The organism is Rothia sp. P5764, from assembly GCF_048512965.1.
Lineage (GTDB): Bacteria > Actinomycetota > Actinomycetes > Actinomycetales > Micrococcaceae > Rothia.
This window is the reverse complement of record NZ_JBLXXQ010000001.1, coordinates 547,153-570,903: the sequence shown is the minus strand read 5'-3', so window position 1 is coordinate 570,903 and position 23,751 is coordinate 547,153. Positions and strand designations below refer to the sequence as shown.

The 23,751-nt window shown below is 57.8% G+C and carries 23 protein-coding genes; 18 read left to right on the top strand and 5 right to left on the bottom strand.

Annotated elements, in window-relative coordinates:
* Positions 1-936, top strand: a complete 936-nt coding sequence (locus ACN08Y_RS02615; protein ID WP_419111753.1) for an ABC transporter substrate-binding protein — start codon at positions 1-3, stop codon at positions 934-936.
* 112 nt (positions 937-1,048) lie between these two features.
* Here ACN08Y_RS02615 and ACN08Y_RS02610 read toward each other — a convergent pair whose 3' ends face one another.
* The gene (locus ACN08Y_RS02610; protein ID WP_419111752.1) at positions 1,049-2,494 is read right to left on the bottom strand and encodes a glyceraldehyde-3-phosphate dehydrogenase; all 1,446 of its coding nucleotides are present in this window, start codon (positions 2,492-2,494) and stop codon (positions 1,049-1,051) included.
* Between the two features lie 239 nt (positions 2,495-2,733).
* On the opposite strand from ACN08Y_RS02610, the gene ACN08Y_RS02605 reads away from it, so the two are divergent.
* The 4 genes from ACN08Y_RS02605 to ACN08Y_RS02590 are packed head-to-tail and all read left to right on the top strand — an operon-like array spanning position 2,734 to position 5,939.
* A complete protein-coding gene (locus ACN08Y_RS02605) occupies positions 2,734-3,678 on the top strand; it encodes a carbohydrate kinase family protein (RefSeq protein WP_419111751.1) in 945 nt (314 codons plus the stop codon).
* A 58-nt stretch (positions 3,679-3,736) separates the two neighbouring features.
* A complete protein-coding gene (locus tag ACN08Y_RS02600) occupies positions 3,737-4,258 on the top strand; it encodes a YbhB/YbcL family Raf kinase inhibitor-like protein (protein WP_419098963.1) in 522 nt (173 codons plus the stop codon).
* A gap of 11 nt (positions 4,259-4,269) precedes the next feature.
* The gene (locus tag ACN08Y_RS02595) at positions 4,270-5,103 is read left to right on the top strand and encodes an HAD-IIB family hydrolase (protein WP_419111750.1); all 834 of its coding nucleotides are present in this window, start codon (positions 4,270-4,272) and stop codon (positions 5,101-5,103) included.
* A gap of 26 nt (positions 5,104-5,129) precedes the next feature.
* Positions 5,130-5,939, top strand: a complete 810-nt coding sequence (locus ACN08Y_RS02590; protein WP_419111749.1) for a glycerophosphodiester phosphodiesterase family protein — start codon at positions 5,130-5,132, stop codon at positions 5,937-5,939.
* 78 nt (positions 5,940-6,017) lie between these two features.
* Here the strand turns inward: ACN08Y_RS02590 and ACN08Y_RS02585 are convergent, their stop codons facing one another.
* On the bottom strand, positions 6,018-7,349 hold the full coding sequence (locus ACN08Y_RS02585) for a uracil-xanthine permease family protein (protein ID WP_419111748.1): 1,332 nt from the start codon (positions 7,347-7,349) through the stop codon (positions 6,018-6,020).
* A gap of 295 nt (positions 7,350-7,644) precedes the next feature.
* On the opposite strand from ACN08Y_RS02585, the gene ACN08Y_RS02580 reads away from it, so the two are divergent.
* Genes ACN08Y_RS02580 through mnhG form a run of 6 tightly spaced genes read left to right on the top strand, consistent with a single transcriptional unit; the run spans position 7,645 to position 14,211 of the window.
* Positions 7,645-10,758 carry a Na+/H+ antiporter subunit A gene (locus ACN08Y_RS02580; RefSeq protein WP_419111747.1) on the top strand — a complete coding sequence of 1,038 codons (3,114 nt, stop codon included), beginning with the start codon at positions 7,645-7,647 and terminating at the stop codon, positions 10,756-10,758.
* 3 nt (positions 10,759-10,761) lie between these two features.
* Positions 10,762-11,274, top strand: coding sequence for a Na(+)/H(+) antiporter subunit C (locus tag ACN08Y_RS02575; RefSeq protein WP_419110972.1), 513 nt, complete (start codon positions 10,762-10,764; stop codon positions 11,272-11,274).
* Between the two features lie 3 nt (positions 11,275-11,277).
* A complete protein-coding gene (locus ACN08Y_RS02570) occupies positions 11,278-12,894 on the top strand; it encodes a Na+/H+ antiporter subunit D (protein WP_419111746.1) in 1,617 nt (538 codons plus the stop codon).
* On the top strand, positions 12,891-13,472 hold the full coding sequence (locus ACN08Y_RS02565) for a Na+/H+ antiporter subunit E (protein WP_419111745.1): 582 nt from the start codon (positions 12,891-12,893) through the stop codon (positions 13,470-13,472). Before ACN08Y_RS02570 ends, ACN08Y_RS02565 begins: the two co-directional genes overlap by 4 nt.
* Positions 13,469-13,861, top strand: a complete 393-nt coding sequence (locus ACN08Y_RS02560; RefSeq protein WP_419110969.1) for a monovalent cation/H+ antiporter complex subunit F — start codon at positions 13,469-13,471, stop codon at positions 13,859-13,861. Before ACN08Y_RS02565 ends, ACN08Y_RS02560 begins: the two co-directional genes overlap by 4 nt.
* Complete coding sequence (mnhG, locus tag ACN08Y_RS02555) at positions 13,858-14,211, top strand: monovalent cation/H(+) antiporter subunit G (protein ID WP_419098972.1); 354 nt, start codon at positions 13,858-13,860, stop codon at positions 14,209-14,211. The genes ACN08Y_RS02560 and mnhG overlap by 4 nt, the downstream gene beginning before the upstream one ends.
* 97 nt (positions 14,212-14,308) lie before the next feature.
* Here the strand turns inward: mnhG and ACN08Y_RS02550 are convergent, their stop codons facing one another.
* A complete protein-coding gene (locus ACN08Y_RS02550; RefSeq protein WP_419111744.1) occupies positions 14,309-15,796 on the bottom strand; it encodes a peptide MFS transporter in 1,488 nt (495 codons plus the stop codon).
* Positions 15,797-16,038: 242 nt separating this feature from the next.
* On the opposite strand from ACN08Y_RS02550, the gene ACN08Y_RS02545 reads away from it, so the two are divergent.
* Positions 16,039-16,536: a hypothetical protein gene (locus tag ACN08Y_RS02545; RefSeq protein WP_419110967.1), complete on the top strand. Its 498-nt coding sequence runs from the start codon at positions 16,039-16,041 to the stop codon at positions 16,534-16,536.
* 60 nt (positions 16,537-16,596) lie between these two features.
* On the opposite strand, the gene pgm is transcribed toward ACN08Y_RS02545, so the two are convergent.
* Entirely contained in the window at positions 16,597-18,234 is a 1,638-nt protein-coding gene (gene pgm / locus ACN08Y_RS02540) for a phosphoglucomutase (alpha-D-glucose-1,6-bisphosphate-dependent) (RefSeq protein WP_419111743.1), read from the bottom strand.
* Between the two features lie 221 nt (positions 18,235-18,455).
* Between pgm and ACN08Y_RS02535 the strand changes: the two genes are divergently transcribed.
* From ACN08Y_RS02535 to ACN08Y_RS02525, 3 genes are all read left to right on the top strand, one after another.
* The gene (locus tag ACN08Y_RS02535; protein ID WP_419098976.1) at positions 18,456-18,785 is read left to right on the top strand and encodes a rhodanese-like domain-containing protein; all 330 of its coding nucleotides are present in this window, start codon (positions 18,456-18,458) and stop codon (positions 18,783-18,785) included.
* 91 nt (positions 18,786-18,876) lie between these two features.
* The gene (locus ACN08Y_RS02530) at positions 18,877-19,209 is read left to right on the top strand and encodes a hypothetical protein (protein ID WP_419110965.1); all 333 of its coding nucleotides are present in this window, start codon (positions 18,877-18,879) and stop codon (positions 19,207-19,209) included.
* A 201-nt stretch (positions 19,210-19,410) separates the two neighbouring features.
* Positions 19,411-20,880, top strand: coding sequence for an anthranilate synthase component I family protein (locus ACN08Y_RS02525; protein WP_419111742.1), 1,470 nt, complete (start codon positions 19,411-19,413; stop codon positions 20,878-20,880).
* A 30-nt stretch (positions 20,881-20,910) separates the two neighbouring features.
* Here the strand turns inward: ACN08Y_RS02525 and ACN08Y_RS02520 are convergent, their stop codons facing one another.
* The gene (locus ACN08Y_RS02520; protein WP_419098978.1) at positions 20,911-21,327 is read right to left on the bottom strand and encodes a hypothetical protein; all 417 of its coding nucleotides are present in this window, start codon (positions 21,325-21,327) and stop codon (positions 20,911-20,913) included.
* A 182-nt stretch (positions 21,328-21,509) separates the two neighbouring features.
* On the opposite strand from ACN08Y_RS02520, the gene ACN08Y_RS02515 reads away from it, so the two are divergent.
* The 3 genes from ACN08Y_RS02515 to ACN08Y_RS02505 are packed head-to-tail and all read left to right on the top strand — an operon-like array spanning position 21,510 to position 23,751.
* Complete coding sequence (locus ACN08Y_RS02515) at positions 21,510-21,896, top strand: GntR family transcriptional regulator (protein ID WP_419104138.1); 387 nt, start codon at positions 21,510-21,512, stop codon at positions 21,894-21,896.
* The gene (locus ACN08Y_RS02510; protein WP_419104139.1) at positions 21,893-22,801 is read left to right on the top strand and encodes an ATP-binding cassette domain-containing protein; all 909 of its coding nucleotides are present in this window, start codon (positions 21,893-21,895) and stop codon (positions 22,799-22,801) included. The genes ACN08Y_RS02515 and ACN08Y_RS02510 overlap by 4 nt, the downstream gene beginning before the upstream one ends.
* Positions 22,798-23,751, top strand: coding sequence for a hypothetical protein (locus ACN08Y_RS02505; protein WP_419111741.1), 954 nt, complete (start codon positions 22,798-22,800; stop codon positions 23,749-23,751). The genes ACN08Y_RS02510 and ACN08Y_RS02505 overlap by 4 nt, the downstream gene beginning before the upstream one ends.

Sequence of the window (23,751 nt, the reverse complement as noted above, 5' to 3'; positions counted from 1 at the left end):
ATGACTTCATTCTCTTTCTCCCGCCGTTCTTTCTTCACCGGGCTAGGCCTGACCGCCGGTACTCTGGGTCTGAGCGCCTGCGGCCTGGACGGTTCTAGCGCCTTTGGTAGCGGGGCTCAGGCAGGCACCATCACAGTTGGTTCGGCTGATTTCACGGAGTCTCAGATTATTGCTGAAATCTATGCGGCGGCTCTGAACACCCGTGGCTTTGAGGCCCAAACAGCGCCTGCTATCGGTGCCCGCGAGGCCTACCTTGGGGCGCTGGCTGAGGGCACCGTGACCGTGGTACCCGACTATTCGGGGAACTTGCTTCTCTACTTTGACGCGCAGGCTAAGGCACAAACAGCACAGGAAGTTCTCGAGGCCCTGCCCCAGGCCCTGCCCCATGAACTGGCGGTTCTTTCGGCGGCCCCGGCCCAGAACAAGGACTCCCTGGTTGTCACAGCACAGACCGCGCAGGAACGCGGGCTGAACAGTCTGGAAGATTTAGCGGGTTTGAGCGGTAAGCTGGCCCTGGGGGCACCGCCTGAATTTGCCGAGCGCACCTATGGCTTGCCCGGATTGAAAGAAAAATACGGTTTTACTCCCTCTTCCTTCGAACCCATCAACGATGGGGCTGGTCCACTGACCGTGGCCGCCCTGGCAGATGGGACAGTTGATATGGTCAACCTCTATTCCACCGACCCGGCTATTAAAGCCAACGGGTTTGTGGTGCTCGCAGATCCCCTCAATCTGATTCTGCCCCAGCAGGTTCTACCGGTGGCACATGCCGCTACGCTGTCGGTCGCGGCGGCCAAGGTGCTTGATGAAGTGTCGGCTCTCATCACTACCCAAGCCCTGATTGAGCTCAACACCAGGGTTTCGGGTGAAGAGAAAGCATCCCCCCAGGTCGCTGCCAGCGACTGGGTGAAGGCCAACTTCCCGGCCAAGAAATAGCGCCGTAGGCCCCAATAAAAATAAGGTGCCCGCCAGCGCCACCCAACACAGTGTTGAGGGCCGCGGCGGGCACGGTGTTTCCGAGGAACCGGTTAACTTTTAGAAATAGCCCTTATACGCTCTCGGGGAAGGCCTGAAGACGGCCACCGACCATGCGTTCGAGCACACGAATGACCTGGCAGGAGTAGCCGAATTCGTTGTCATACCAGACGTAGAGAATGGCGTTCTCGTCCCCGGAGGTAATGGTGGCTAGACCATCGACCACGCCGGCGGCACGGGAGCCTACAAAGTCGGTAGAGACAACCTCGTGTGAGTCGGTGTAGTCAATCTGGCGGCGCAGGGGAGAACGCAAGGAGCGCTCCCGCAGCAGGTTGTTGAGCTCGTCCTTAGACCCTACGGGCTTTTCCAACTGCAGGCTCAGAATCGCCATAGACACATCGGGGGTGGGCACACGAATGGCATTGCCGGTCAGCTTACCCTCAAGCTGGGGCAGGGCCTTAGAAACAGCCTTAGCAGCGCCGGTCTCGGTAATAACCATGTTGAGCGCAGCGGAGCGGCCACGGCGGTCACCCTTGTGGAAGTTATCAATGAGGTTCTGGTCATTGGTGAAGGAGTGAACCGTCTCCACATGCCCACGCTTAACCCCGTAGACCTCGTCCATGACTGCCAGCACCGGGGTAATAGCGTTAGTAGTGCAGGAGGCGGCGGAGAGGATCGCGTCCGAATCCTCGATGATGCTGTCGTTTACACCGCAGACAATATTTTTGACGCCCTTACCGGGTGCAGTGAGCAGGACGCGTGAAACCCCCTTGGCTTCAAGGTGGCGGGAGAGGCCCTCTTTATCACGCCAACGGCCGGTGTTATCGACCACGATAGCCTTCTCAATACCATAGGCCGTGTAGTCGACTTCCGCCGGGTCGGATGCGTAGATAAAGCGGATGGGGGTGCCGTTGGCAATGATAGTGGAGTTCTCTTCATCGACCCGGATCGTACCCTTGAAGGCCCCGTGAACCGAATCGCGGCGCAGGAGGGAAGCGCGCTTGTAGATATCGTTATCGGTGTTTTTACGAACGACCACGGCGCGGAGCTTGGGCCCTGCACCCGCTGAACGCTCTAGCAAGATACGCGCCAGCAGGCGGCCAATTCGACCAAAACCATAGAGAACAACGTCCTGTGAGGAAGTTTCGATCTGACCTTTCTTGCCAACAACCGGGGCTAGGGTTTGCCGCAACCATTCCTGGCGGTCGCGGGCACCAGATCCCTCAAACTCGCCTTGCAGGCTGGCGATGTCGATGGAGCAGGCTCCCAGTTCAAGCTGGCTGAGGGCCTGCAGAAGTGCCAGGGAATCAGCGGGGTTCAGCTCAACATCGTCGAGCTGACGAGCAAAGCGGTGGGCCTTGAGAATCTGAATCACTGACTTGTTAATGAGGCTGTGACCGTGGATTGAAACAACGACCTTATTCTCCCGGTTTAACCTGCCAATGAGGGGGATCATTGCCTCAGCTTCAGCCTCAGCGGCTAGCCACTGCTGGTGGGCGTTCTCGGCGGAGATTGACATGGTGATATGACCTCTTCTTCCTCGATGAGTAGCGTCCTTGAACTCACCGGTTAGTAGCGCGACGGTGCGCTGCTAGCTAGTGTCTGATGGGCGCCAAACCAGATCACAGCCAGGCAAAACCCCTGGATATGGTGGCGCTACGAATCCAGTCTAGCGTTCTTAAGAAGCTCTTTATTTCTGCGCGCAGTTTATGACAAAAAGACTGCTCACGAGACCAAAGAAATGAGTAAACTAAGTTTATGCTTACTGTCATTGGCGAAGCCCTCGTAGATCTTGTCCAGCGCCCCGGCGTAGAGTCCCACGCCCACCCCGGCGGTTCCCCTATGAATGTTGCTGTGGGCGTGTCCCGTTTGGGCCATGAGACCCAGTTTATTGGCCGCTACGGTAGCGATGCCTACGGTGATCTGATTGAGGAGCACCTGCGGGCTTCCGGCGTGATCCTTCCGGTTGGTGCAGATGCCAAGAAGACTTCTGTTGCTCAAGCCAAGACCGGTGAGACCGGTGCCACTGACTACGAGTTCGACATTGACTGGTCCCTGGATGCAGCTGAAGCTGCCCTTGAAGAGGTAGCTAAGAAGGCGACCGCCGTCCACGTCGGTTCTATCGGTGCCATGCTTGAACCCGGTGCCAGCGCGGTGCTAGAAACCGTGCGCCAGGCCGCGCCTCACGCTCTGATTTCCTATGACCCTAACTGCCGCCCCACCATCGTCTCCGACGTTTCTGTAGCTCGGGAGCGGGCTGAAAACCTGGTCCGCTACGCTCATGTGGTTAAGGCTTCTGACGAGGATTTGCTCTGGCTTTACCCCCACCGTGCTCTTGAAGAATCGGCCCGCGCCTGGTTGGATTTGGGTGCTTCCCTGGTGGTTATTACCCGCGGTGAGATGGGGCCTTGGGCGCTGACCCGCAAGACCTCACCCGAAGGCCTTGCCCTGCCTGCTTACCGGGTAGAGGTTGCCGATACGGTGGGTGCCGGTGACTCTCTGATGGCCGCCCTGCTTGCGGCTCTCCTGGATCGTGACATTGAGGGGAAAGATGCCCGTGCCGCCATTGAGCTCTTGAGCAAGGATGACCTCAAAGAGATTCTGGCTTTCTCCGTGGTTGCCGCCGGTATCACCGTTTCACGACAGGGAGCTAACCCTCCCACCCGCGAAGAACTAGACGCTGTACTCTATCCCGGCCAGTAAGCCGGTTACCGCGCCTTGCAGATAGTTTTCTACCCGCCCACTTCAAGGAGGCTCCGCCATGCTTAACCGCCAGCCCTACGCAGATCTGCCCGAGCTGCCGACTTTCACCCTGACTTCTGCCGATGTGGAGGACGGTGCGCCGCTACCTCCGGCCCAGGTCTCCGGAATCATGGGGTGCGGTGGGCAGGACGTCTCACCCCAGCTTTCCTGGTCAGGTTTTCCGCCCGAAACCAAGTCCTTTGTGGTGACCTGCTATGACCCCGATGCCCCCACCCCCAGCGGGTTCTGGCACTGGGCTGTCTCTAATCTACCAGCAGATGTGACTGAGCTAGCTAGCGGAGCAGCGGAAAATCTGCCAGCAGGTGCGCTGACCCACCTCAATGACGGTGGTACCCGTGGATACATTGGCGCGGCACCACCGGCAGGTCATGGCCCCCACCGTTACATCTTCTGTGTCACCGCTGTTGACGTTGAGCGACTCGACCTGGACCAGAAGGCCAGCCCTGCTGTCGTCAACTTTAATCTCTTCTTCCACGGCATTGCCCGCGCCTTCCTGACGGCGACACACGAAGAGAAATAAAGCACCTGCACATGATCAAGCTGATTGCCAGCGACCTGGATGGGACGCTGATTGGTCATGACTTTAGGTTCCGCCCCCGTACCTTAGAGGCTCTGCATTTGGCAGCAGATGCTGGTATTCAGATCGTTTTTGTGACCGGGCGGCCCCTGCGCTGGATGCAACCCGTCTTGGACCAGCTCGGTTCTGAATGGAACGGTGAGAACTCTTTTGTTTTCTGCTCTAATGGGGCGGTGACCTATGACATTGGCCAGGGGAAGGTGCTTGCAACCCGCACTATGAGCGGCACCGAGACCCAGGCCCTGCACAGCGAACTGGAAAGAGTTTTCCCCGATTCTCTCTTTATTGCTGAGACCCTGGACCAGGTCTACGTTCAGGGGAAGTATCGGCCACATGAGCAGGAAGACTCTACCAAGATCGTTGAAGGCCCCATAGGGTGCACTCTTGATTCCGAGGCGGGTGTCGTTAAATACCTGCTCTACCGGGAAGGGGCTGCCCCTTCTGCACTCTTAGACCAGGTGCGTGATGTGGTGGGGGAGCGAGCGGCTGTGACCCGCTCTGCCCCCTACCAGCCCCTGGTCGAGCTTGCCCGAAAGGGGCTGAACAAAGGCTGTGTTCTGGCTGACTTCGCGGCTGAGCACAGTATTAGATCAGATGAGGTCTTAGCGTTTGGCGACATGCCCAATGACTTGGAGATGCTAACCTGGGCGGGGAAAGGTTACGCCATGGAATCTGGTCTTCCCCAGCTAAAAGAGCAGGTGGGGCGCACCTGCCCGGGGTTCGATCAAGACGGTGTAGCCCAGGTAATTGAAGGCATACTCGCTCATCCTTCAGAAGACCTTATTTGAACTGCGCGTAATAATATACTGGGGTCATGCAGGCACACGCACTTACACCCTTAAAGAGATACGCCTCTACCTCTATCTACGCCCATAGAGGCTTAGCCCAAACACAGGCAGAGAATACCGATCTTGCTTTTGCGGACGCCCTCAAGGCTGGGGCTGACTGGATTGAAACAGATGTGAACACCACATCCGATGGTGCTGTGGTGGTTTTCCATGATCCTACTCTGGACCGGCTTAGCGATAGCGTCGGCGCTATCAAAGACATGACCTGGGAGCAGGTGCGGGCTGTTGAACTCAAGGACGGTGGCACCGTACCGCTGCTGGAAGGTACGCTTCGGGCTTTCCCCCAAGCCCGTTTTAACATTGACCTCAAAGATGCGGGATCGGCTGAAAGAATCATTCCAGTCCTTTTAGCAACCGGTGCCCAAGAGCGGGTTCGCGTGGCTTCCTTTAGTGAGCGTCGGCTGCGTCAGGCTCACCGCGCGGCACAGAAGGCAGGTATCAGCCTGAGCATGAGTGCTTCACAACTTGCGGTTTCCCTCTTCTATCTTGCGTCGCGGGTAGCGCCTGGGCTGTGGGCTTCGCTCTTGCCTTTGATCAAGCACCTTTTTCTTCCCTTTGATTCTTTGCAGATCCCGCTCTACTACAGGTTGGCTGGCCGTAACATACGCATTGCCGACAGGGCATTGGTTGAGGCGGCCCACCGCGCAGGCCTGGAGGTCCACGTGTGGATCGTTGATGATCAGCGCACCATGCGGGAACTGATCGCACTAGGCGTTGACGGGATCGTCACTAACCACACAGACGTGCTTGCCAGAATCCTTGGGCGTTCTGAGTAAATAGTTCTTAACCCAAAGGCACCGAACCAAGATAGGTTCAGTGCCTTTTCTGTGGGCTGTGCATATCAGCTTTTGGGGCTAGTGGACGTCGCCTTTAGCCTCGGTGGGGGTGAGCGGTTCGGGGTGGGCACCGCTGCGCTTGTTGAGGGCAGCCATGAGATGGTAGACCACCAGGGTCGCTGCTGTACCCAGGGCGATACCGGCGAACTGCAGGCCGGCAATGTCCCAGGTGTAGTCGGCGATACCCACAATCAGAGCTACCGACGCGGCGCTCAGATTAACCTGGTTGGAGAAGTCCACGCGGTTCTCCACCCAGATACGCACACCGAGCATACCGATCATGCCGTAGAGCACGGTGGCGGCACCGCCCAGCACACCGGCAGGTACTGATGCCACGGCGGCACCAAAGACGGGGAAAATAGAGAGCAGGACAGCGAAGATAGCCGCTACCCAGTAGGCGGCGGTTGAGTAGACCTTGGTTGCGGCCATGACACCGATGTTCTCGGCGTAGGTGGTGGTACCGGAACCGCCACCGGCACCGGCCAGGGTGGTTGCCAGACCGTCCGCCATGAGGGCACGTCCTGAGTATTTATCGAGGTTATCCCCGGTCATCAGAGCCACTGACTTGACGTGGCCGATGTTCTCAGCGACCAGAACCAGGATGACGGGTATGAAAAGACCGGCCAGGTTCCAGTGGAACTCGGGGTGCTGGAAGTGGGGCAGACCGATCAGGCCCTCATTCTCCCAGGCGGCCTGAATCTTTTCGAACTTGACTTCTCCGCGTAGGGCGGCGGTCATGTAACCGATAACTACACCCAGCAAAATGGATAGACGGCCAATCATGCCCTTAAAGAGTACTGAAATGAGGATGATAGAGGTCAGCGTAACCAGCGCGGTCACAGGGGCCTCCATAAAGTTCTTCTTAGCGCTGGGGGCAAGGTTGAAGCCAATGAGAGCCACAATGGAGCCGGTAACCACCGGGGGCATGAGCTTGGTCAGCCAGGCGGTGCCAGCAATCTGAACAACGGCACCCACTATGAAGAGGGAGATACCGGCCATAACAATGCCGCCCAGTGCACCGCCGGGGCCGTACTGGTTACTTGCGGCTGCCAGAGGGGCAATGAAAGCGAAAGAAGACCCCAAATAGGAGGGTACGCGCCCGGCTGTTATCAGCAGGAAGAGCATGGTGCCCACACCCGAGAAGAAGAGCGTGGTCGCCGGTGGGAAGCCGGTCAGCAGGGGGACCAGGAAGGTTGCGCCGAACATGGCCACAACGTGCTGGGCGCCGATACCGATGGTACGGCCCCAGGTCAGCCGTTCAAGCGGGTGGACAACCCCGCCGGGGGTAATGCTTTTGCCGTCGCCGTGTAGCGTCCAGGCAAAGCCCAATCTGGAATTATTGTCTGCCAATGCTCTGCGCTCCTTATGCCCCACCAGTGGGGCTGTGCGGGTCTGAGGTGTGTGTGAACCGCTAGTAATTGTACGGTGCTCACTTGGTTTGCGGGCCAAGAGAACGGCGGTAACCGGTGTGATATTGCTTAGGGGAAACCAGAAAACCATTCCATAGGGTCTGCACCACCGTTTGGATCATGTAGAGGTTCCCCCGCTACCTGAAGAGAGGACACCCGACCCCAGCAATCGACAAATAGGCCCTTCAAAACTTAACCTGTTAAGTAACCCCGCCGCACCTACCAAGGGCCCACCTGTGACCATAGTTCTTGCGCTTTTTCTCCTTGCCACCATCGCCACACCCTGGCTCTACCGTCGCGTGGGGACCTCCACCTTCTACCTGCTGGCCGCTATCCCGGCGGCGGTGCTTGCGCTGGTGCTCTCGCGCACCGGCTCCATCCTGGGCGGAACCCCCTGGCAGGAAAGCTACCGGTGGATCCCGCAACTGAGCCTTGAGCTGACCTTCCGCATGGATACCCTCTCCTGGGTTATGAGCCTGCTGGTACTGGGCGTCGGTTCGCTGGTGCTCTTCTACTGCGCCAGCTACTTCAAGCACTCCACCGGTGATAACGGCCAGTTCGCGGCCTATCTCTTTGGTTTTGCCGGTGCCATGTTCGGGCTGATCACTGCCAATGACTTCGTCGTCATGTTCATCTTCTGGGAAATCACCACCATTCTTTCCTACCTGCTCATTGGCTACTCCCGGCATCGCCTGTCGGCCCGCCGTTCAGCCCTCCAAGCGCTGACCGTTACCACCGCAGGTGGCCTGGCCATGTTGGTGGGTATTGTGATGCTGGGCTACAGCCTGGGCACCTACAGCCTGAGCGAGCTGGTAGAGCGCGGGCCAAGTCTTCTGGCCGCCGCGCAAGAGGGGAAGGGCCCACTTAGCCTGGGCATGCTCTCAACCGCCCTGGTGCTGATTCTGTGCGGTGCCCTGTCCAAGTCCGCCATTTTCCCACTCCACTTCTGGCTCCCCGGGGCTATGGCCGCACCCACCCCGGTCTCTGCCTATCTGCACGCCGCCGCTATGGTCAAGGCCGGTATCTATATCCTGCTCCGCCTAGCCCCCGGCTATGGTGAAGTTGCCCTCTGGCAGAACACCCTCATCATCTTTGGTGCATTCACCATGGTTTTTGGTGGCTGGAGCGCCCTCAAACAGACCGACCTCAAACTCATTCTGGCCTACGGTACGGTCTCCCAGCTGGGCTTCCTGGCCCTGGTGATTTCGGGAGGGACCCCCGATGCGCTCTACGCGGCTGTTGCGCTCATGGTTGCCCACTCCCTCTTCAAGGCCAGCCTCTTTCTCTCCGTGGGTATTATTGACCACCAGTCCGGCACCCGCGATATTCATAAGCTTTCCGGTATCTACCGGCACGCGCCCAAGCTGGCTGTCCTGGCCACACTCTCCGCCGCTTCTATGGCGGGCCTACCGCCCCTGGCCGGTTTTGTGGCAAAAGAAGCCGTCCTAGAAACCTACCTGGGCCCCACCGTGGGCTGGCAGCACGCCCTAACCCTGATCGCCATTTGTGTCGGGTCTATCCTGACCTTTGCCTACTCGGGCCGCTTTGTCTGGGGTGCTTTCGCCGTCAAGCCCTACGCCTACATGCACCGTGAGGGTGTCAAATACTGCCAGCTACCGCACCAGGCCGGTGCCGAGGCCACCCCGGCAGATACCCCCGTCAGCCCGCGCGCCCTAGAAGGTAACCGCCGGGGAGTTAAGCTCAGCCCCGACACCGCCTTCCACCCGGTCCCCTATACTTTCCTTTGTGCACCGCTGGTACTGACCCTGCTCAGCCTGCTCTACGGCTTCTACCCGGAACCGGTGCACCTCTTCATCACACCTATCCTCACCGCCTTCCCCGCAGAGGCTGAGCCGCTGAGCCTGCACCTGGCCCTCTGGCACGGCATCACCCCGGCGCTCCTGACTTCGCTGGCCATTATGGCAATCGGCACCTTACTCTTTATCTTCCGCAAGCAGATTGAAGAGCTCCAGAGCGCCCTGCCCACAACACCGAATGCCTCGATTGTCTACCGCGATCTCATGGACTCCCTGGACAGGCTAGCGGTCTGGGTCACCGGTGTCACCCAGCGCGGCTCCCTGGGCTTCTACCTGGGTATTATCCTGATTACCGCCGTGGTTGTTCCCTTCACCGCTCTCTACATCAACGAAACCCCACCGCTGGCCAACGTGCGAGTCTCCGAATCCCCGGCCCAGTGGTCCATTGTGATTGTGATGATTGTGGCCGCCCTGGTTGTGGTCTTTGTCCGCAAACGCTTCCTAGCTATCATGATGGTTTCAGTGACCGGCTATGGCATGGCAATTCTCTTTGCCTTACGGAGCGCACCCGATCTAGCCACCACCCAGCTTTTGGTGGAGACCATCGTCCTGGTTGCTTTCGTGCTGGCCATGCGCGTGCTACCCCGCAAAATCCCCCTGATCCGCACCAAGGGCGGGGCAGACGGGGCCCACAAAACCCTGCGCATCATCATTGCCTTGGGCTTTGCCGGTCTCATGATGGCCCTGGCCATGTTCACGCTCTCATCTCGCTCGCTTTCACCTATCTCCGTGGAGATGCCACAGCTGGCCTACCAGATCGGACACGGCTACAACGTGGTCAATGTGACCCTGGTTGATATGCGCGGCTGGGATACCTTCGGGGAAATATCCGTGCTGGCCCTAGCCGCTACCGGTGTTGCCTCCTTGCTCTTTATCGGCGGGCGGGCAGACTCTGCCAGCACCCGCCGACCGGACACCCAGACCATGAAAAAGATCGAGAAATCCTTTGCTCAGCGCACCCAGATTACGGTGCAACAGCGAGTCGCTGGCCAGTTCTCCTCGGTAGAGCGTGACCCCTTCATCGTCGCCGGGCGCACCCTGCCGCCCGAGTTCCGTTCCATCCTGCTGGAGGTTATGACCCGCCTGCTCTTCCACACCCTGATCATGGTTTCCCTCTACATGCTGTTTGCCGGGCACAACCTGCCCGGTGGCGGCTTTGCCGGCGGCCTGGTTGTTGGCCTGGCTTTGGCCGTGCGCTACCTAGCCGGTGGGGGAGCAGAGCTTCGTGCCGCCTCACCGCTCTCTGCGGGTGCTTTCCTGGGCGCAGGTCTGGGTATTGCAGCCCTCTACGCCCTGGCTCCCGTCTTCTGGGGTGACCCGGTGTTCTCCAGTTATGCCCTGGACTTCTGGCTACCGGTCTTTGGCCAGGTCCACTTTGTCACCGCCACCATCTTCGATGTCGGGGTCTACCTGCTGGTGATTGGACTGGTTCTAGATATCCTGCGAAGCCTGGGTGAACGCATCGACCTGAAGCTCATGAACGAACGCCGCAGAAAAGAAAAACAAGCCCGCGCCAAAGCAGGAAAGGCCTAAGAAATGGTCATTGATTTCAGCCTTATCCTGGTCATGGGCGTGCTCTACGCTGTGGGGGTCTACCTCATTCTGGACCGATCCCTGACCCGCGTCCTACTCGGTCTGATGCTCATGACCAACGCGACAAACATCCTGATTCTGCATGCGGGGGGACCGGCGGGTCTGGCACCTTTCTATAAGGCAGATGCCGCCGCAAATGACTATTCAGATCCGCTTCCGCAGGCCCTGATTCTAACGGCAGTCGTGATTTCCTGCGCAGTCACTGCCCTGGTCCTGGGCATCATCTACCGTAGCTGGTTGCTCTCACGCGCCGATGAAATTACCGATGATATCGAAGATATCCGCGTTGCTATCAAAGACAGCTTCGACAAAGAAGAGGACGCCGCCGCAGAGGTCGATAGCTCCGAGTTCGACGGTGACGAAGAGACCCGTGAGAAAAAATTCACTGAAGCTGAAGAGAAGAATAAACTGATCCACACCGGCTCCTACTCAGCCACACCCAAGAAGGCGGACTAGCTCATGCAGATAGCCCAGCTTGCTCCTCTTTGTGTCATCATTCTGTTCCTGGCGGCAGCCATCACCTTTATCTCTCGCAAGGCGCGCCTTCAGCGTGTCATTGCCTTTACTGCGGTAGCTTCTACCCTTGCTTTTGAGAGCCTGCTCCTGGCTTCGGCTTGGTCTGGCCCGCCTCAGACCGTGCATCTAGCGGGCTGGGAGGCACCCTTTGGTATTACCATGGTGGTGGATCAGCTGTCGTCGCTCATGCTGGTGGTGTCTTCGATCATCTCACTGGCGGTGCTGGTTTTTGCTACTGGCCAGCACCTGCAAGATGAAGACGATGAGGTGCCCATCTCTGTCTTCTACCCCACCTACCTGCTTCTGTTGGCGGGCGTATCTAACGCCTTCTTGGCGGGTGACCTGTTCAACCTCTACGTGGGTTTTGAGATCCTGCTCATGGCCTCCTACGTGCTAATCACCATGAACGCTAATACCCCGCGTATCCGGGCCGGTGTGACCTATGTGGTGGTTTCGGTTGTTTCGTCCATGCTCTTTCTGACCGCTATCGGCTTTGTCTACGCGTCGGTGGGCACCATCAATATGGCTGATCTTTCCCTCAAATTGGGCACCCTGCCCGAGGGCACCCAGATGCAACTCCACCTGATGCTCCTGATTGCTTTCGGTATTAAGGCGGCGGTGTTCCCGCTTTCCCTCTGGCTCCCGGACTCCTACCCGACGGCACCGGCCCCGGTGACGGCGGTGTTTGCGGGCTTGCTGACCAAGGTGGGTGTGTACGCGATTATCCGTACCGAGACCTTACTCTTCCCTGAGGGACGGCTCGATACCCTGCTGGGGGTTGTAGCGGCCCTGACTCTGGTGGTGGGTATCTTGGGTGCCCTGGCTCAGGATGACATCAAGCGTCTGCTGTCTTTCATCTTGATTAGCCATATCGGCTATATGATCTGGGGGATTTCGCTGGGTAATGAACTGGGTCTGACCACAGTGGTCTTCTACATCGCTCACCATATTGTGATTCAGACTGGCCTCTTTATGGTGGTTGGCTTGGTGGAACGCCGCGGCGGGTCCACCAATACCCGCCGTTTGGGTGGCCTTGTTAAGACAGCGCCTTTCCTGGCCCTGCTCTACTTCATTCCCGCCATTAACCTGGGTGGCATCCCGCCTTTCTCGGGCTTTGTCGGCAAGGTGGGCTTTTTGGAGGCTTCTGTAGAAAATGGTGGGTTTCTGGCCTACGCTAACGCCGGAATCGGTGTTTTGGTCTCCCTGCTGACTCTGCTGTCTCTGGCCCGCGTGTGGAACAAGGCCTTCTGGCGGCCCGCTAGGGAAGCAGAAGATCCCACCCCTGAGCTGGTCATGGCCGAGCACTCCGAGGACCCGGCTCACTACCAAGCCAAGCCTATTCCCGCAACCATGATGCTTCCGACCGTCAGCCTGGTAGTGGTGGGCGTACTGATTACCGTGTTTTCGGGTCCCCTGTTTCAGCTCGCTGATAAGGCCTCGGATAACCTCTTTACCCCCGATATGTATATCACCTCGGTCTTTGGGCCAGATGCCCCCACCCGCTCCGACTACCTGCAGCAGCAAATCGTTGATCACAGATCCCAGGAGGTGAACCAGTGAAGAAGTCTTCCCTGAGCCTGGCGGGCCTGGTTCACGCCCTTCCGCCGTTTGCCTGGCTGGTCTTTGTCTGGTGTGCCCTCTGGCAGGATTTCTCGCTCCGCTTTGTGGCTTTTGGTGCGCTCCTGGCATTTCTGGTCATGGCCGTCTTTAAGCTCCCCACTCTTTACCTGTCCAACCGGCTCAATATCTTCTACGCTTCTCAGTTTGTGGTGCTCCTATTCTGGAATATCGCCAAGGCGAGTGTGGAGGTCATGTGGCTGGCCGCTATCTTCCGCCCACCCCTGTCTAACTCGGTGGTTGCGGTACCTTTGCGCACCCGCTCCGACCTTCTGCTGACGGCTGTTTCTCATACCATGTCGCTGATACCGGGCTCGGTGGTTGTTGAAGTGGATCGTCCCCATTCGGTGCTTTACTTCCATGTTTTAAATATTTCTACCCCCGCTGAAATTGAGCGCTTCACCAGGAGTGTCGCCTATTTTGAGGCGCTCATTATCAAGGCAACTGGCAGTAAAGAAGAGTACGAGGCTCTCAAAGCTGAAGAAGCGGCTATGACCGTAGCCCCTAAGGAGGAAGGATGAACTGGGTTTTCTGGGCTACAGGCCTGATGCTGACGCTGGCCACCTGGGGCACCGTCTACAGGATCTGGAAAGGGCCTGCACTCCTGGACCGTGTACTCGCCAGCGATGTGCTTCTCTCCATTTTGACTGCGGCTTTGTGCCTGCTCATGATTCTGACCGATAGCCAGTTCTACATGATTCTGCTGGTTACTATCGCCATGATTGGTTTTGTGGGTTCGGTGACGGTCGCCCGGTTTGCCGATAACTCTAAGGCTGATGAACCCGCACCGGCATCTAAGGTTATTGCTCCTGGCCGCTTGAAGGCCCGCCGCCAGCGTCTTGCGGGCTCAAAGAAGAGCCGCTCGGCAACTAAGAACAGCGAAGTTAAGTCAGAGGAGGGCCGCAAATGAGTCTCGATACGGTTTTTGATGTGCTCACCGCCGTCTGCATGATTGCCGGTGCCCTCATGTCCTTGGGCGCGGCAATCGGTCTGGTGCGCTTCCCGGACCTGCTCACGCGCTTGCACGCGGGTACTAAGCCTCAGGTTTTTGGCATGATTCTGATGCTCCTGGCGGTGGGATTTCATTTCCGCTCCTGGGCCCTGCTCCCGGTCCTGCTGGTGATTTTGCTCCTGCAGATGCTGACCATCCCCATTTCCGGGCATATGATGGGCCGCTCGGGCTACCGTAACAAGCACTTCCACAAGGACGACCTGCGCCACGATGATCTGCGTGCTCTAGTCGATAGGTCCGAACCCTAACCTTGCCCCATGAGACAGGCCAGCCCGGTAGGAGCATTGAAGGGCCTACCGGGCCAGTATGCCTCTTGAGTACACGGAATAAAGAGGAGGCTATGAGTTAGCGGATTCCCGCCATTTTATGGACAATCCACCGATTCATACCACCCAGGGCTACTCCTAGGGCGATGGTTATAAGCCCTAGTGTAGTGAAATAGGCTACCTCGGTTTCCATAGAGTAGAAGCGCCCAAGCCAGCCGGCTAGCACCGTGCCAAGTGCCGAAGAGGTGAAGTAGAGGGCCATCATGGCTACTCGGTGGTTTTGGGGTGCCAGCTTGGTTGCCAGCGAGATACCTACAGGAGAGATTGCTAGTTCACCCAGGGTGCAGATGAAGAGAATCAAGACAATCCACAGGAAGCTAACCTCAGTGTTCCCAGCCTGGGGGATAAAGAGCAAGAAGGCGACCCCGGTCAGAATAAGAGCTAGGGAGAACTTGAGGGGGGTGGTGGGTTGGCGCTCGCCCATCTTGGTCCACAAGGCTGTGAAAACGGCACCGAAAATGATAATGAAGATCGGGTTGATGGAGTTCATAAATTCCGGTGTGAGCTGTAGACCCATGATGTTCCAGTTGATACGGGACTCGGAGTAGATAGCAAGCACGGTGAACTGTTGCTGGAAGAGCGCCCAGAAAGCCACGCTTCCAAAGAACATGGGGATAAAGGAGATCACCCGTGAGTGTTCTTCTGCAGTGGTGAGTTTGGAGGTCAGCAGAGTGTAGAAAAGTGCGAGAGCGCAGACCGCGATAAGGCTCATGACCCAGGTATCCAGGTTGTCGGGGGTGATCAGGCCGGTGAAGACCAGGGCTAGAATTGCGGCAATAATGACAACTGCGGCTACGCTGTAGGTCTTCTTTTCGGAAGGGCTTAGGGGCGCAGAGATCTGGTGGACGCTCTCTGGCAGGTTCTTTCGGGTTAGAGCGTATTGGATTAGGCCGATAGCCATGCCAGCCGCCGCTAGGCCGAAGGCCAGGTGGAAGCCGTAGGTTTCACGGGTAAGGCCGGTCAGTGCTGGGCCGAAGAGGGCACCCAGGTTAATACCGATGTAGAAGATAGTGAAACCCCCATCACGACGGGGGTCTTCGTGCTGGTAGAGAGAACCTACTAGTACGGAGGCATTGGCTTTGAGCCCGCCAGAGCCGATAGCGACCATGATGAGGCCGGTGATAACACCACTTGCACCTGGTAGAAGGGCTAGCGCCAGGTGGCCGCCCATGATGAGGGTAGCTGAGGAAAATAGGGTGCGTTCGGGCCCTAGGATCCTATCCCCAAAGATGCTGCCAACGATGGTCATCAGGTAGACCATGCCACCGTAGGCCCCCATGACACCTGCAGCTGAGGTATCGCTGAGCAGGGCAAGTCCGCCGCGTTCAGTTTCCCAGTAGAGGTAGTAGAGCATGAGCACCTGCATCCCGTAGAAGGAAAAACGTTCCCACATTTCTACGGAGAAGAGGTTAGCTAGCATTCGGGGGTGGCCGAAGAAGGTTTTTCCGCTGGAGGGGGCCGGGTGTTCTCGTTTTGTCTTGTGTGCAGTTTCGGAGAGTGAAGACATGTATGTTTCTCCTGGTTGCTGGGGTTGATGCCTCATAAGTGCGGGCATTGCTTGCTTTACTGTGTGAGTTTACATCCTCTCCGCCAAAGGCCTTAGGCTAGGTCAAGGAGCAGTGACGGGATCCATAGGTAGCTGGTGTAAAGGGTAAGGCTCCTGCACCATGCTTTAGCCCCCTTGCTTTAGCCCTGATAGAAGCTGAGAGTAACAGAAAATAGCTGGTTTCCAAGGAGGAATGTAGCAGCATGGAATTTGAGATACAACCCAAATCGGTGAATGAGTTGGCTGAGCAGCTGGTTGCTACTGGCGTGCAAACCAACAAGTATGCCCAGGTTCTGTTGGAATCTAATTACTATGACCCAGCTGTATCTGGGCGGTTCACAGTGGAACTTGTGAACTTATCTGATTTAGGGTTTGATGAGCCAGCAACGCTACAACATGTTTATGAGCGTGCTCAGGCCACAGGCTACTGCCTCTGTCCACTTGAACTTGCCCCGTATGCGCGTATGCAGTGGTTAGAGCAGGCCCAGAGCAAGACTTCGATACTGAGCGGTACCCACTCTATGCCAGATAGTGCCGTCAACGTTGCTACCCCGGTACTTTCAGAAGATCACACATTCCCTAAGGGCTTTTACTTGCGCGTAGTGGACGGCGTTCCTTGGTTACGGGGCTACCGATGTGATGATACCTATCTCTTCCCCTTGGAAAGCTGCTTCATGTTTGTCCTACCGCCAGAAAACTAGCCAGGGGAAGGGCCCCTTACCCCGCACGGAGTAAGAGGCCCTTGAGGTGCGAGCGGGGGGCTAGGCGATGACGCTATCGACCAGCGCCTTGGCTTCGTTCTGTACCTGGGTCAGGTGATCAGGGCCGATAAAGGATTCTGCATATATCTTGTAGACGTCCTCGGTCCCTGAGGGGCGAGCTGCGAACCAGGCGTTCTCGGTGGTCACTTTCAGACCGCCAATGGAGGCACCGTTGCCCGGCGCCTGGGTAAGCTTAGCGGTAATGGTCTCGCCTGCCAGCTGGGAGGCGGTCACATCGGCGGGGGAGAGCTTGCTCAGCTTAGCTTTCTGTTCACGGGTTGCAAGGGCGTCTACGCGGGCATAGGCGGGCTCACCAAAAGCGTCAGTTAGCTCTGCGTAGCGCTGCGACGGGGTCTTACCGGTCACAGCAGTCATTTCGGAAGCCAGCAGAGCCAGAATGATACCGTCCTTATCTGTAGTCCACACCTGCCCCTGACGGTCCAGGAAGGAAGCGCCAGCTGACTCTTCGCCACCGAAGCCTAAAGTCCCAGCGCTCAGGCCGTCAACAAAGAATTTGAAGCCAACGGGCACCTCAACCAGCTTGCGACCCAGCGACTGGGCAACCCGGTCAATCATGGAAGAAGACACCAGGGTCTTACCGACCCCTGCGGCGGACGACCAGCCGGTGCGGTTGCTGTAGAGGTAGTCGATGGCAGTTGCCAGGTAATGGTTGGGGTTCATCAGGCCCGCGTCGGGGGTGACGATACCGTGGCGGTCAGAGTCGGCATCGTTACCGGTGGCGATGTCGTACTTATCTCGGTTGGCAATCAGCGAGGCCATGGCATTGGGTGAAGAGCAATCCATACGGATTTTCTCGTCCCAGTCCAGGGTCATGAAAGCCCACTGGGGGTCAACAACCGGGTTAACAACTTCGAGGTTGAGCTTGTACTGCTCAGCGATACGCTGCCAGTAGGCCACTGAAGCTGAGCCCATGGGGTCAGCGCCAATAGTGAGGCTGGACCCGGCGATAGCATCGAGGTCAATAACGGTACCTAGCTCGTTGACGTAAGCGCCCAGGTAGTCGTAGGTACCACTGGTCTCAGCGGCCTTGGCCTGTTCTAGGGAGATACGCTTGACCCCCTTGTTGCCTCCTTCAAGGAGCTGGTTAGCGCGGTCGGCAATCCAGCCGGTGGCGTGAGAATCAGCAGGACCGCCGTGAGGGGGGTTGTACTTGAAGCCACCGTCTGCGGGTGGGTTGTGGCTGGGGGTAATAACGATGCCGTCAGCCTGGGCTCTGTTGCTGGGATTAGCGTTGTGGACAATGATGGCACGTGACAGTGCGGGGGTGGGGACGTAGCCAGCTGCGGCATCAAGTAGGACGGTGACACCGTTGGCGGCGAGAACCTCAAGGGCAGTGTCTTGAGCCGGGCCGGAGAGCGCGTGGGTGTCTTTGCCCATAAAGAGCGGGCCGCTAATACCCTGGGCGGTGCGGTACTCAGCGATAGCCTGCGAGATAGCGGCAATGTGAGCATCGTTGAAGGATGCTTTCAGGGAGCTGCCTCGGTGCCCCGATGTTCCAAAAGCTACCCGTTGGGTGGGGTCCTTCAGATCGGGGGTTAGGTCATAGTAGGCGCCGATGAGCGCATCGAGGTTAACAAGGTCTTCTGGGATGGCAAGAGTGCCTGCGCGAGTGGACATACTTCTAAGAGTAGCCCGCAGGTCTTGGCAAAAGGCACAGATTAGGCCGTGACTGGCGTGAATGTAGGTGTGTTACAGGATTAACTTGCCTAGTCAGAGTGAACCCGCTAGCGGGATTGGGTGCCCAGGAGTCCCGCTGCCCGGCGCTTGTTGGGCTTGTGGCTAGGCCTTGCCCGGGCATAAGCTGAGACTGAACGTGAAACCTATGGAAGGGTAAACCTGTGAACGAAGATATCCCCCAGGTAACAGTGGATCAGATTCCTGATGGCGCAAAGATTTTGGATGTGCGCGAGGATTACGAGTGGGTAGAGGGCCATATTGAGGGTGCCCAGCATATTCCCCTGGGTGAGGTTCCCGAGCGCTACGGTGACGTTCCGCTCGATGAGGATGTGTACGTTATTTGCCGTGCCGGAGGCCGTTCCTTGAGGGCCGTGGCCTACCTGAACCAGTACGGTTTCGATGCCATTAACGTTATTGGCGGTATGGGTGCCTGGCAGGACGCTGAACTCCCTATGGTTTCTGAGAACGGGCAGGAGCCGCAGGTCCGCTAGGCGGTAGATCGATAGGGCAAAAGGAGGAAGATTTCAGTGTTTTCCGCACCAAAACATGGCACCTGGGATTTTTTCCCCTATGCTATAGGTTATGACAACACCATCACATAACCCCTATCAGAACAACCAGCCCCAGCAAGGTGGCTCCGTTCATCACCCGGAGATCGCCAAAGATATTAAGAACGCTAAGAATTATGGTATCGGCGCTATTGTCTTGGCGGCCCTGTCCCTGGTCATTGGCATATTGGCATTGCCCTCCTTATTCTTGGGGATTTATGGTCTTAAAACCAGCAAAAAACTAGCCCAGGCCGGAGTCGTTCAGGGTAACTCAAAGACACTCAACACCGTTGCGGTAGTTCTTGGTGCCGTCGCTGTAGCTCTTTGGGTTCTTACGCTCGTGCTTCGGGCCATGCTAGCTAGCTAGGCCTAGAGCCAAACTGCTTCTTACACTGCCCCCCTTTAACAGGGGGGCAGTTTTTTTAAATGGTGGAACCAGCCAGTTGCCCAAAGTCTGGGAATGAAGCCTGAGAATCCTGTTCGCACCAGGGGATCTTATTCACCATAGGGAAATAGATAATCCAGTCTGCCAGCTACCTATGGCTGGAAGAGCAGTTAGACTATCCGGGTGAACTTTCCGAACCACCCCCGCTATGTGCCCGGTGCTAGCATCCAGGTTAGGCCGCTGGGCTTTGCCGTAGACTGTGCCCGGGCCTACCGGCTGATCTCGGCAGGTTCCCGCTATTCCTTCTGGCTGGATTCCGCCCGCCCAGAATCTCCTATGTCGCGCTACTCCTACCTGGGGGTGGTGCCGGCGGAGGGGCGGGTTCTTATCAGTGACGATGCCCGTGAGCCCGTCTACCGTGAGCTCAACGGGTCAGGCCAAGAGGTAGGGCGTGTACCCGGTAGCTTGGACCGGGGACTCAGTACCTATCTGGCGCAGGGGCCTGCCGTGAACGGTGCCCCCGGCCAGCTGGGCGAAGCTCTACTGGGTGGCTACGTTGGCTACTTTGGCTACGAATACCGGGCACGCACCGAGCCAGGCTCACCGGTGACCCATAGCTCACCCACCCCAGACGGGGCCTGGCTTCAAGCTGTGCGCTACATGCTTTATGACCATCAGGGCGGGCAGAGCTGGCTGGTAGGGGACACAGCTTGGCTTGATGCTATCGAGGCAGCTCTTTGCGACTATGCCGGGGAAGAATCAACTGCTCCACCCACCGCAGGCGCCGATGCCCAGCCTATGAGCGGCCTGGTATTCTCCCCACCCACCCGCACCGACTACACCGCCGATGTTCGCACCTGCCAGCAAGAAATCGCAGACGGCAAGAGCTACGAGATCTGTCTGACCGCCCAAACCCAGGCCAGCGCCGTCACCCCGGTTTCCCCAGAGCAGGCCCTAGCAACCTACCTGCTTCAGCGCCAACATAACCCCGCCCCCTACGCGGCCTTTATACACTGCGACAGCTTCTATATTCTGAGCTCGTCACCCGAACGGTTCCTGACCATCAGCCCAGCGGGGCAGGTGGAGACTAAACCCATTAAAGGCACCATTGAACGCACAGATGACCCCCTAGAGGATGCCCGCCGCGCCTACTGGCTAGCGCACGACCCCAAAACCAGGGCTGAGAACCTCATGATCGTTGACCTGCTGCGCAACGACCTCTCCCGCATCAGCTACCCGGAGTCGGTGCGGGTCCCCGTCCTCATGGGGGTTGAAAGCTACCAGACCGTACACCAGCTCGTCTCCACGGTTCAAGCGCAGATGCGCCCGCAGGTAGGCAGGGTAGAAGCCGCCCTGGCCTGCTTCCCCGGTGGCTCTATGACCGGGGCACCCAAACCGTCCACCATGGATATCATTGACCGGTTAGAGGGGCGCGCTCGCGGTATCTATTCGGGGGCTCTAGGCTTCTTTTCTGCGACAGGTGCCGTCAATCTGTCCATCGTGATTAGGGCCCTGGTGATTTCGTCCTCCGGGCAGGTCAGTCTGAGCGCGGGTGGTGCTATTGTGGCTGATTCAGACCCGGATGCTGAGTACGAAGAGATGCTGACCAAGCTGGCGGCGGCCCTGCCGCCGCAGCTGGGCAGGCTGGGCTAAAGAAGCCCGCTCGCGTAAGCCTGTGAGGTGTTAGCGGGCCTTGCGGGCAAGATAAAGACCCGCCGCAATCAGGGGGATCTGGAGGGGCAGGCGGCGCAGTCGCTTAGCGTCGGAATCCAGTAGGCCGGGAATATCAATCTTGTGGGTGTACTGGTAGATGTTTGCCGGGTAGACCGCAGTGAAGAGGGCGGCGGCCCCTAGTCCAGTGATGCGACGTGCCCCCGGTGCGGCCAGCAGACCCAGCCCCACACCGAGCTCGGCAACCCCAGAAGCGTAGACTACCTGCTTTGCGCTCCCCGGAACCCAGGGCGGAACGATGGAGGCAAAGCTGGGTACCTTATCGCGCTTAAAATGAAGGGCCCCCATGGTGGTCAGGCCCGCGCCCAGGGTGTAGCGGGTTATCTTTTGGCCGGTGGTTTCGCTGGTATCGTGTGCAAAAAGGTTCATGGTTTTTATAGTAGGCCAGCGGTGGGCCTGCGCTTCCCGGTGGAGTCTCCGTTTATTTTATTCTTCTTTTGTAGAGAGCCTTGTATTGCTTTAACTGAGTCCATGCCTTAGGTTAGTTACATAACTAACTAACCAATGAACCAACTAGCGTGGTTTGGTGCATACAGAGAAAGGGGGTGCCCATGCTCACCGGTGATAAACCCATCTTCCAACAAATTGCGGACCACATTAGCGGTCAGATCCTCGCGGGAACCTACCCCGAAGAATCACAGGTCCCATCGACCAACGAATTTGCGGCCTTCTACCGCATCAACCCGGCAACAGCCGGTAAGGGCGTCAACCTCCTGGTAGACCAAGGGGTGCTCTACAAGAAGAGAGGTATCGGCATGTTTGTGGCTCAAGGAGCACAAGACATTCTGCGCTCTGCTCGGCGCAAAGAATTTATCGCAGGCTATATCACCCCTCTGGTCGAAGAAGCCAGGGTGCTGGGGCTCAGCAGTGACGAGGTACTTGCTGCCCTGCAAGCTGGCCTGAGTGAGGCCGCTAGCAAGACAGGGGAGAACGCATGAACACCATCGCCCGCACACAGAACCTCAGCAAAACCTTCCGGGGCACCAAGGCCCTGGACGGTATTAACCTGGAGATCGAAGAAGGCCTCATCTACGGCCTAGCAGGTAGGAATGGTGCCGGTAAAACAACCCTGCTGACGGCACTGACCGGCCAGACCCTGCCCGATAAGGGCTCACAGATAGAGCTCTTTGGGCAGAGCCTTAATGCCACCACTATCGCTAGAACCCACCTGCAAAGAACCAACCAGAGCTACCCTGATGACCTGCGGGTTTTCCAGGTGCTCAAGATGGGCCGGCTGGCTCACCCCAACTGGGACCAGTCCCTGGCGCTATCGCTACTGCTTGATTTTGAGATTCCGTTCAAGGCCCGTGCCCGCAGGCTCTCGGACGGGCAAAAATCAGCCCTGGGTATCGCGGTTGCCCTTGCCAGCCGCGCAGACCTGACCCTGATGGACGAGCCCTACACCGGCCTTGACCCGGTAGCACGCGCCCTCTTCTACGATCGCCTGCTCGAAGACTTTAGCGCCCACCCGCGCACCTTTATTATTTCCACCCACCTGCTCGACGAAATCTCACCCCTGCTTAACCGCGTCATCTTGATTGACCGGGGTGAACTGGTCTTTACCGGTGACGCTGAGGACGCTACCTACACCGCCCACGAGGTTGCGGGGAACCAGGACGCTGTTTCTGTTTACCTTGCCAAGACTTCCCTGGAGGGCTTTGTGGTGCGCGACCGCGCAATCGGCTCTATGCGGAGTCTTGTAGTGGCTGCCGCTCTCACAGCAGAGAACGAGGAACTTGCGGGCAAGCTGGGCGTTGGTGTCCAGCCGGTCTCACTCCAGGACACCGTTGCCGCCCATAGCCGGAAAAACACTGACCAGATTACACAAGGAGAGCTCTCATGACCGCAACAAACCCAGTTTGGGCTGAGGAAACAGGGCTCCACGCCCCCGGAGCTGAGAAGAAAAGGCGGGCACGCTCCGCCCGAATTCAGGGGAGCTGGGCTGTCTTCCACATGCTACGCAACCAGAAAACAATGGCAACCCTACTTCCGCTACTACTGCCCATCGGGATTGCCGCGCTGATTATGCTCCTTGTTGGCATCAACAGTCTGCTCACCGGAATGTCGTTTGGTGCCCACGGTGGCTTTATCAACGCAAATTCTTTGCACACCACTATCGTCCCCGTGGTGCTAGGAGTCTCTTCCCTTCTGGGTTTTTATTCTCATGCACAGCTCGTGCTCAACATGGGACGAACCCGGTGGAGCTACCTGGGCGGTTTTACCCTGCTCTCCCTTTTCCGGGCTAGCCTTGCAACGCTTATCTACGCACTGACATCTGTTATCGAGCTCGTGACACACGGTTACGGTAGGGGCTGGCAGGTCTTTAACCCAGAGCTGGACCCCTGGCCCTTCGCCTTCTGGCAGAGCTACTCAACCCCGGGGCGTTTCTACGCTCTGGGCAGCTACCTGGCAACCTGGTTGGCGGTGCTGATTGCGGTTCAGGTCGCTGGAATCGCTGTGGCAGCCCTCTACCTGCGGTGGGGCAAGGTCACAGGCTCCGTGGCTCTCATCTTGACCGTTATAGGGGCGCTAGCCATCAGCCGTAACCTTTTCGGTGGACACCTTTGGGACATGGGAATCAGTACCCTCTGGGAGCAATTTGAGTCCAATTATTCCAGCTTTAACGGCTGGGAAGTTGCCGAGGCAAGTGGTGGGTTTCTGGACGAGCACACCAATATTGTCAATGTCCCTGAACTCGCTTCTATTATTGGACATTACGGGTTACTCTTGGGAGCTGCCGCGGTGTCTTATTTGGTCGCAACTATGACCTGGGCCAGAACTTCCCTGCGCTAG

Coding starts and splice junctions, on each gene's coding strand:
- ACN08Y_RS02510 (WP_419104139.1), top strand. CDS start 21,893: ATGAACACCATCGCCCGCACACAGAACCTCAGCAAAACCTTCCGGGGC.
- ACN08Y_RS02520 (WP_419098978.1), bottom strand. CDS start 21,327: ATGAACCTTTTTGCACACGATACCAGCGAAACCACCGGCCAAAAGATA.
- ACN08Y_RS02575 (WP_419110972.1), top strand. CDS start 10,762: ATGGTCATTGATTTCAGCCTTATCCTGGTCATGGGCGTGCTCTACGCT.
- ACN08Y_RS02595 (WP_419111750.1), top strand. CDS start 4,270: ATGATCAAGCTGATTGCCAGCGACCTGGATGGGACGCTGATTGGTCAT.
- ACN08Y_RS02505 (WP_419111741.1), top strand. CDS start 22,798: ATGACCGCAACAAACCCAGTTTGGGCTGAGGAAACAGGGCTCCACGCC.
- ACN08Y_RS02530 (WP_419110965.1), top strand. CDS start 18,877: ATGACAACACCATCACATAACCCCTATCAGAACAACCAGCCCCAGCAA.
- ACN08Y_RS02560 (WP_419110969.1), top strand. CDS start 13,469: ATGAACTGGGTTTTCTGGGCTACAGGCCTGATGCTGACGCTGGCCACC.
- mnhG (WP_419098972.1), top strand. CDS start 13,858: ATGAGTCTCGATACGGTTTTTGATGTGCTCACCGCCGTCTGCATGATT.
- ACN08Y_RS02545 (WP_419110967.1), top strand. CDS start 16,039: ATGGAATTTGAGATACAACCCAAATCGGTGAATGAGTTGGCTGAGCAG.
- ACN08Y_RS02590 (WP_419111749.1), top strand. CDS start 5,130: ATGCAGGCACACGCACTTACACCCTTAAAGAGATACGCCTCTACCTCT.
- ACN08Y_RS02550 (WP_419111744.1), bottom strand. CDS start 15,796: ATGTCTTCACTCTCCGAAACTGCACACAAGACAAAACGAGAACACCCG.
- ACN08Y_RS02615 (WP_419111753.1), top strand. CDS start 1: ATGACTTCATTCTCTTTCTCCCGCCGTTCTTTCTTCACCGGGCTAGGC.
- ACN08Y_RS02610 (WP_419111752.1), bottom strand. CDS start 2,494: ATGTCAATCTCCGCCGAGAACGCCCACCAGCAGTGGCTAGCCGCTGAG.
- ACN08Y_RS02515 (WP_419104138.1), top strand. CDS start 21,510: ATGCTCACCGGTGATAAACCCATCTTCCAACAAATTGCGGACCACATT.
- ACN08Y_RS02570 (WP_419111746.1), top strand. CDS start 11,278: ATGCAGATAGCCCAGCTTGCTCCTCTTTGTGTCATCATTCTGTTCCTG.
- ACN08Y_RS02600 (WP_419098963.1), top strand. CDS start 3,737: ATGCTTAACCGCCAGCCCTACGCAGATCTGCCCGAGCTGCCGACTTTC.
- pgm (WP_419111743.1), bottom strand. CDS start 18,234: ATGTCCACTCGCGCAGGCACTCTTGCCATCCCAGAAGACCTTGTTAAC.
- ACN08Y_RS02605 (WP_419111751.1), top strand. CDS start 2,734: ATGCTTACTGTCATTGGCGAAGCCCTCGTAGATCTTGTCCAGCGCCCC.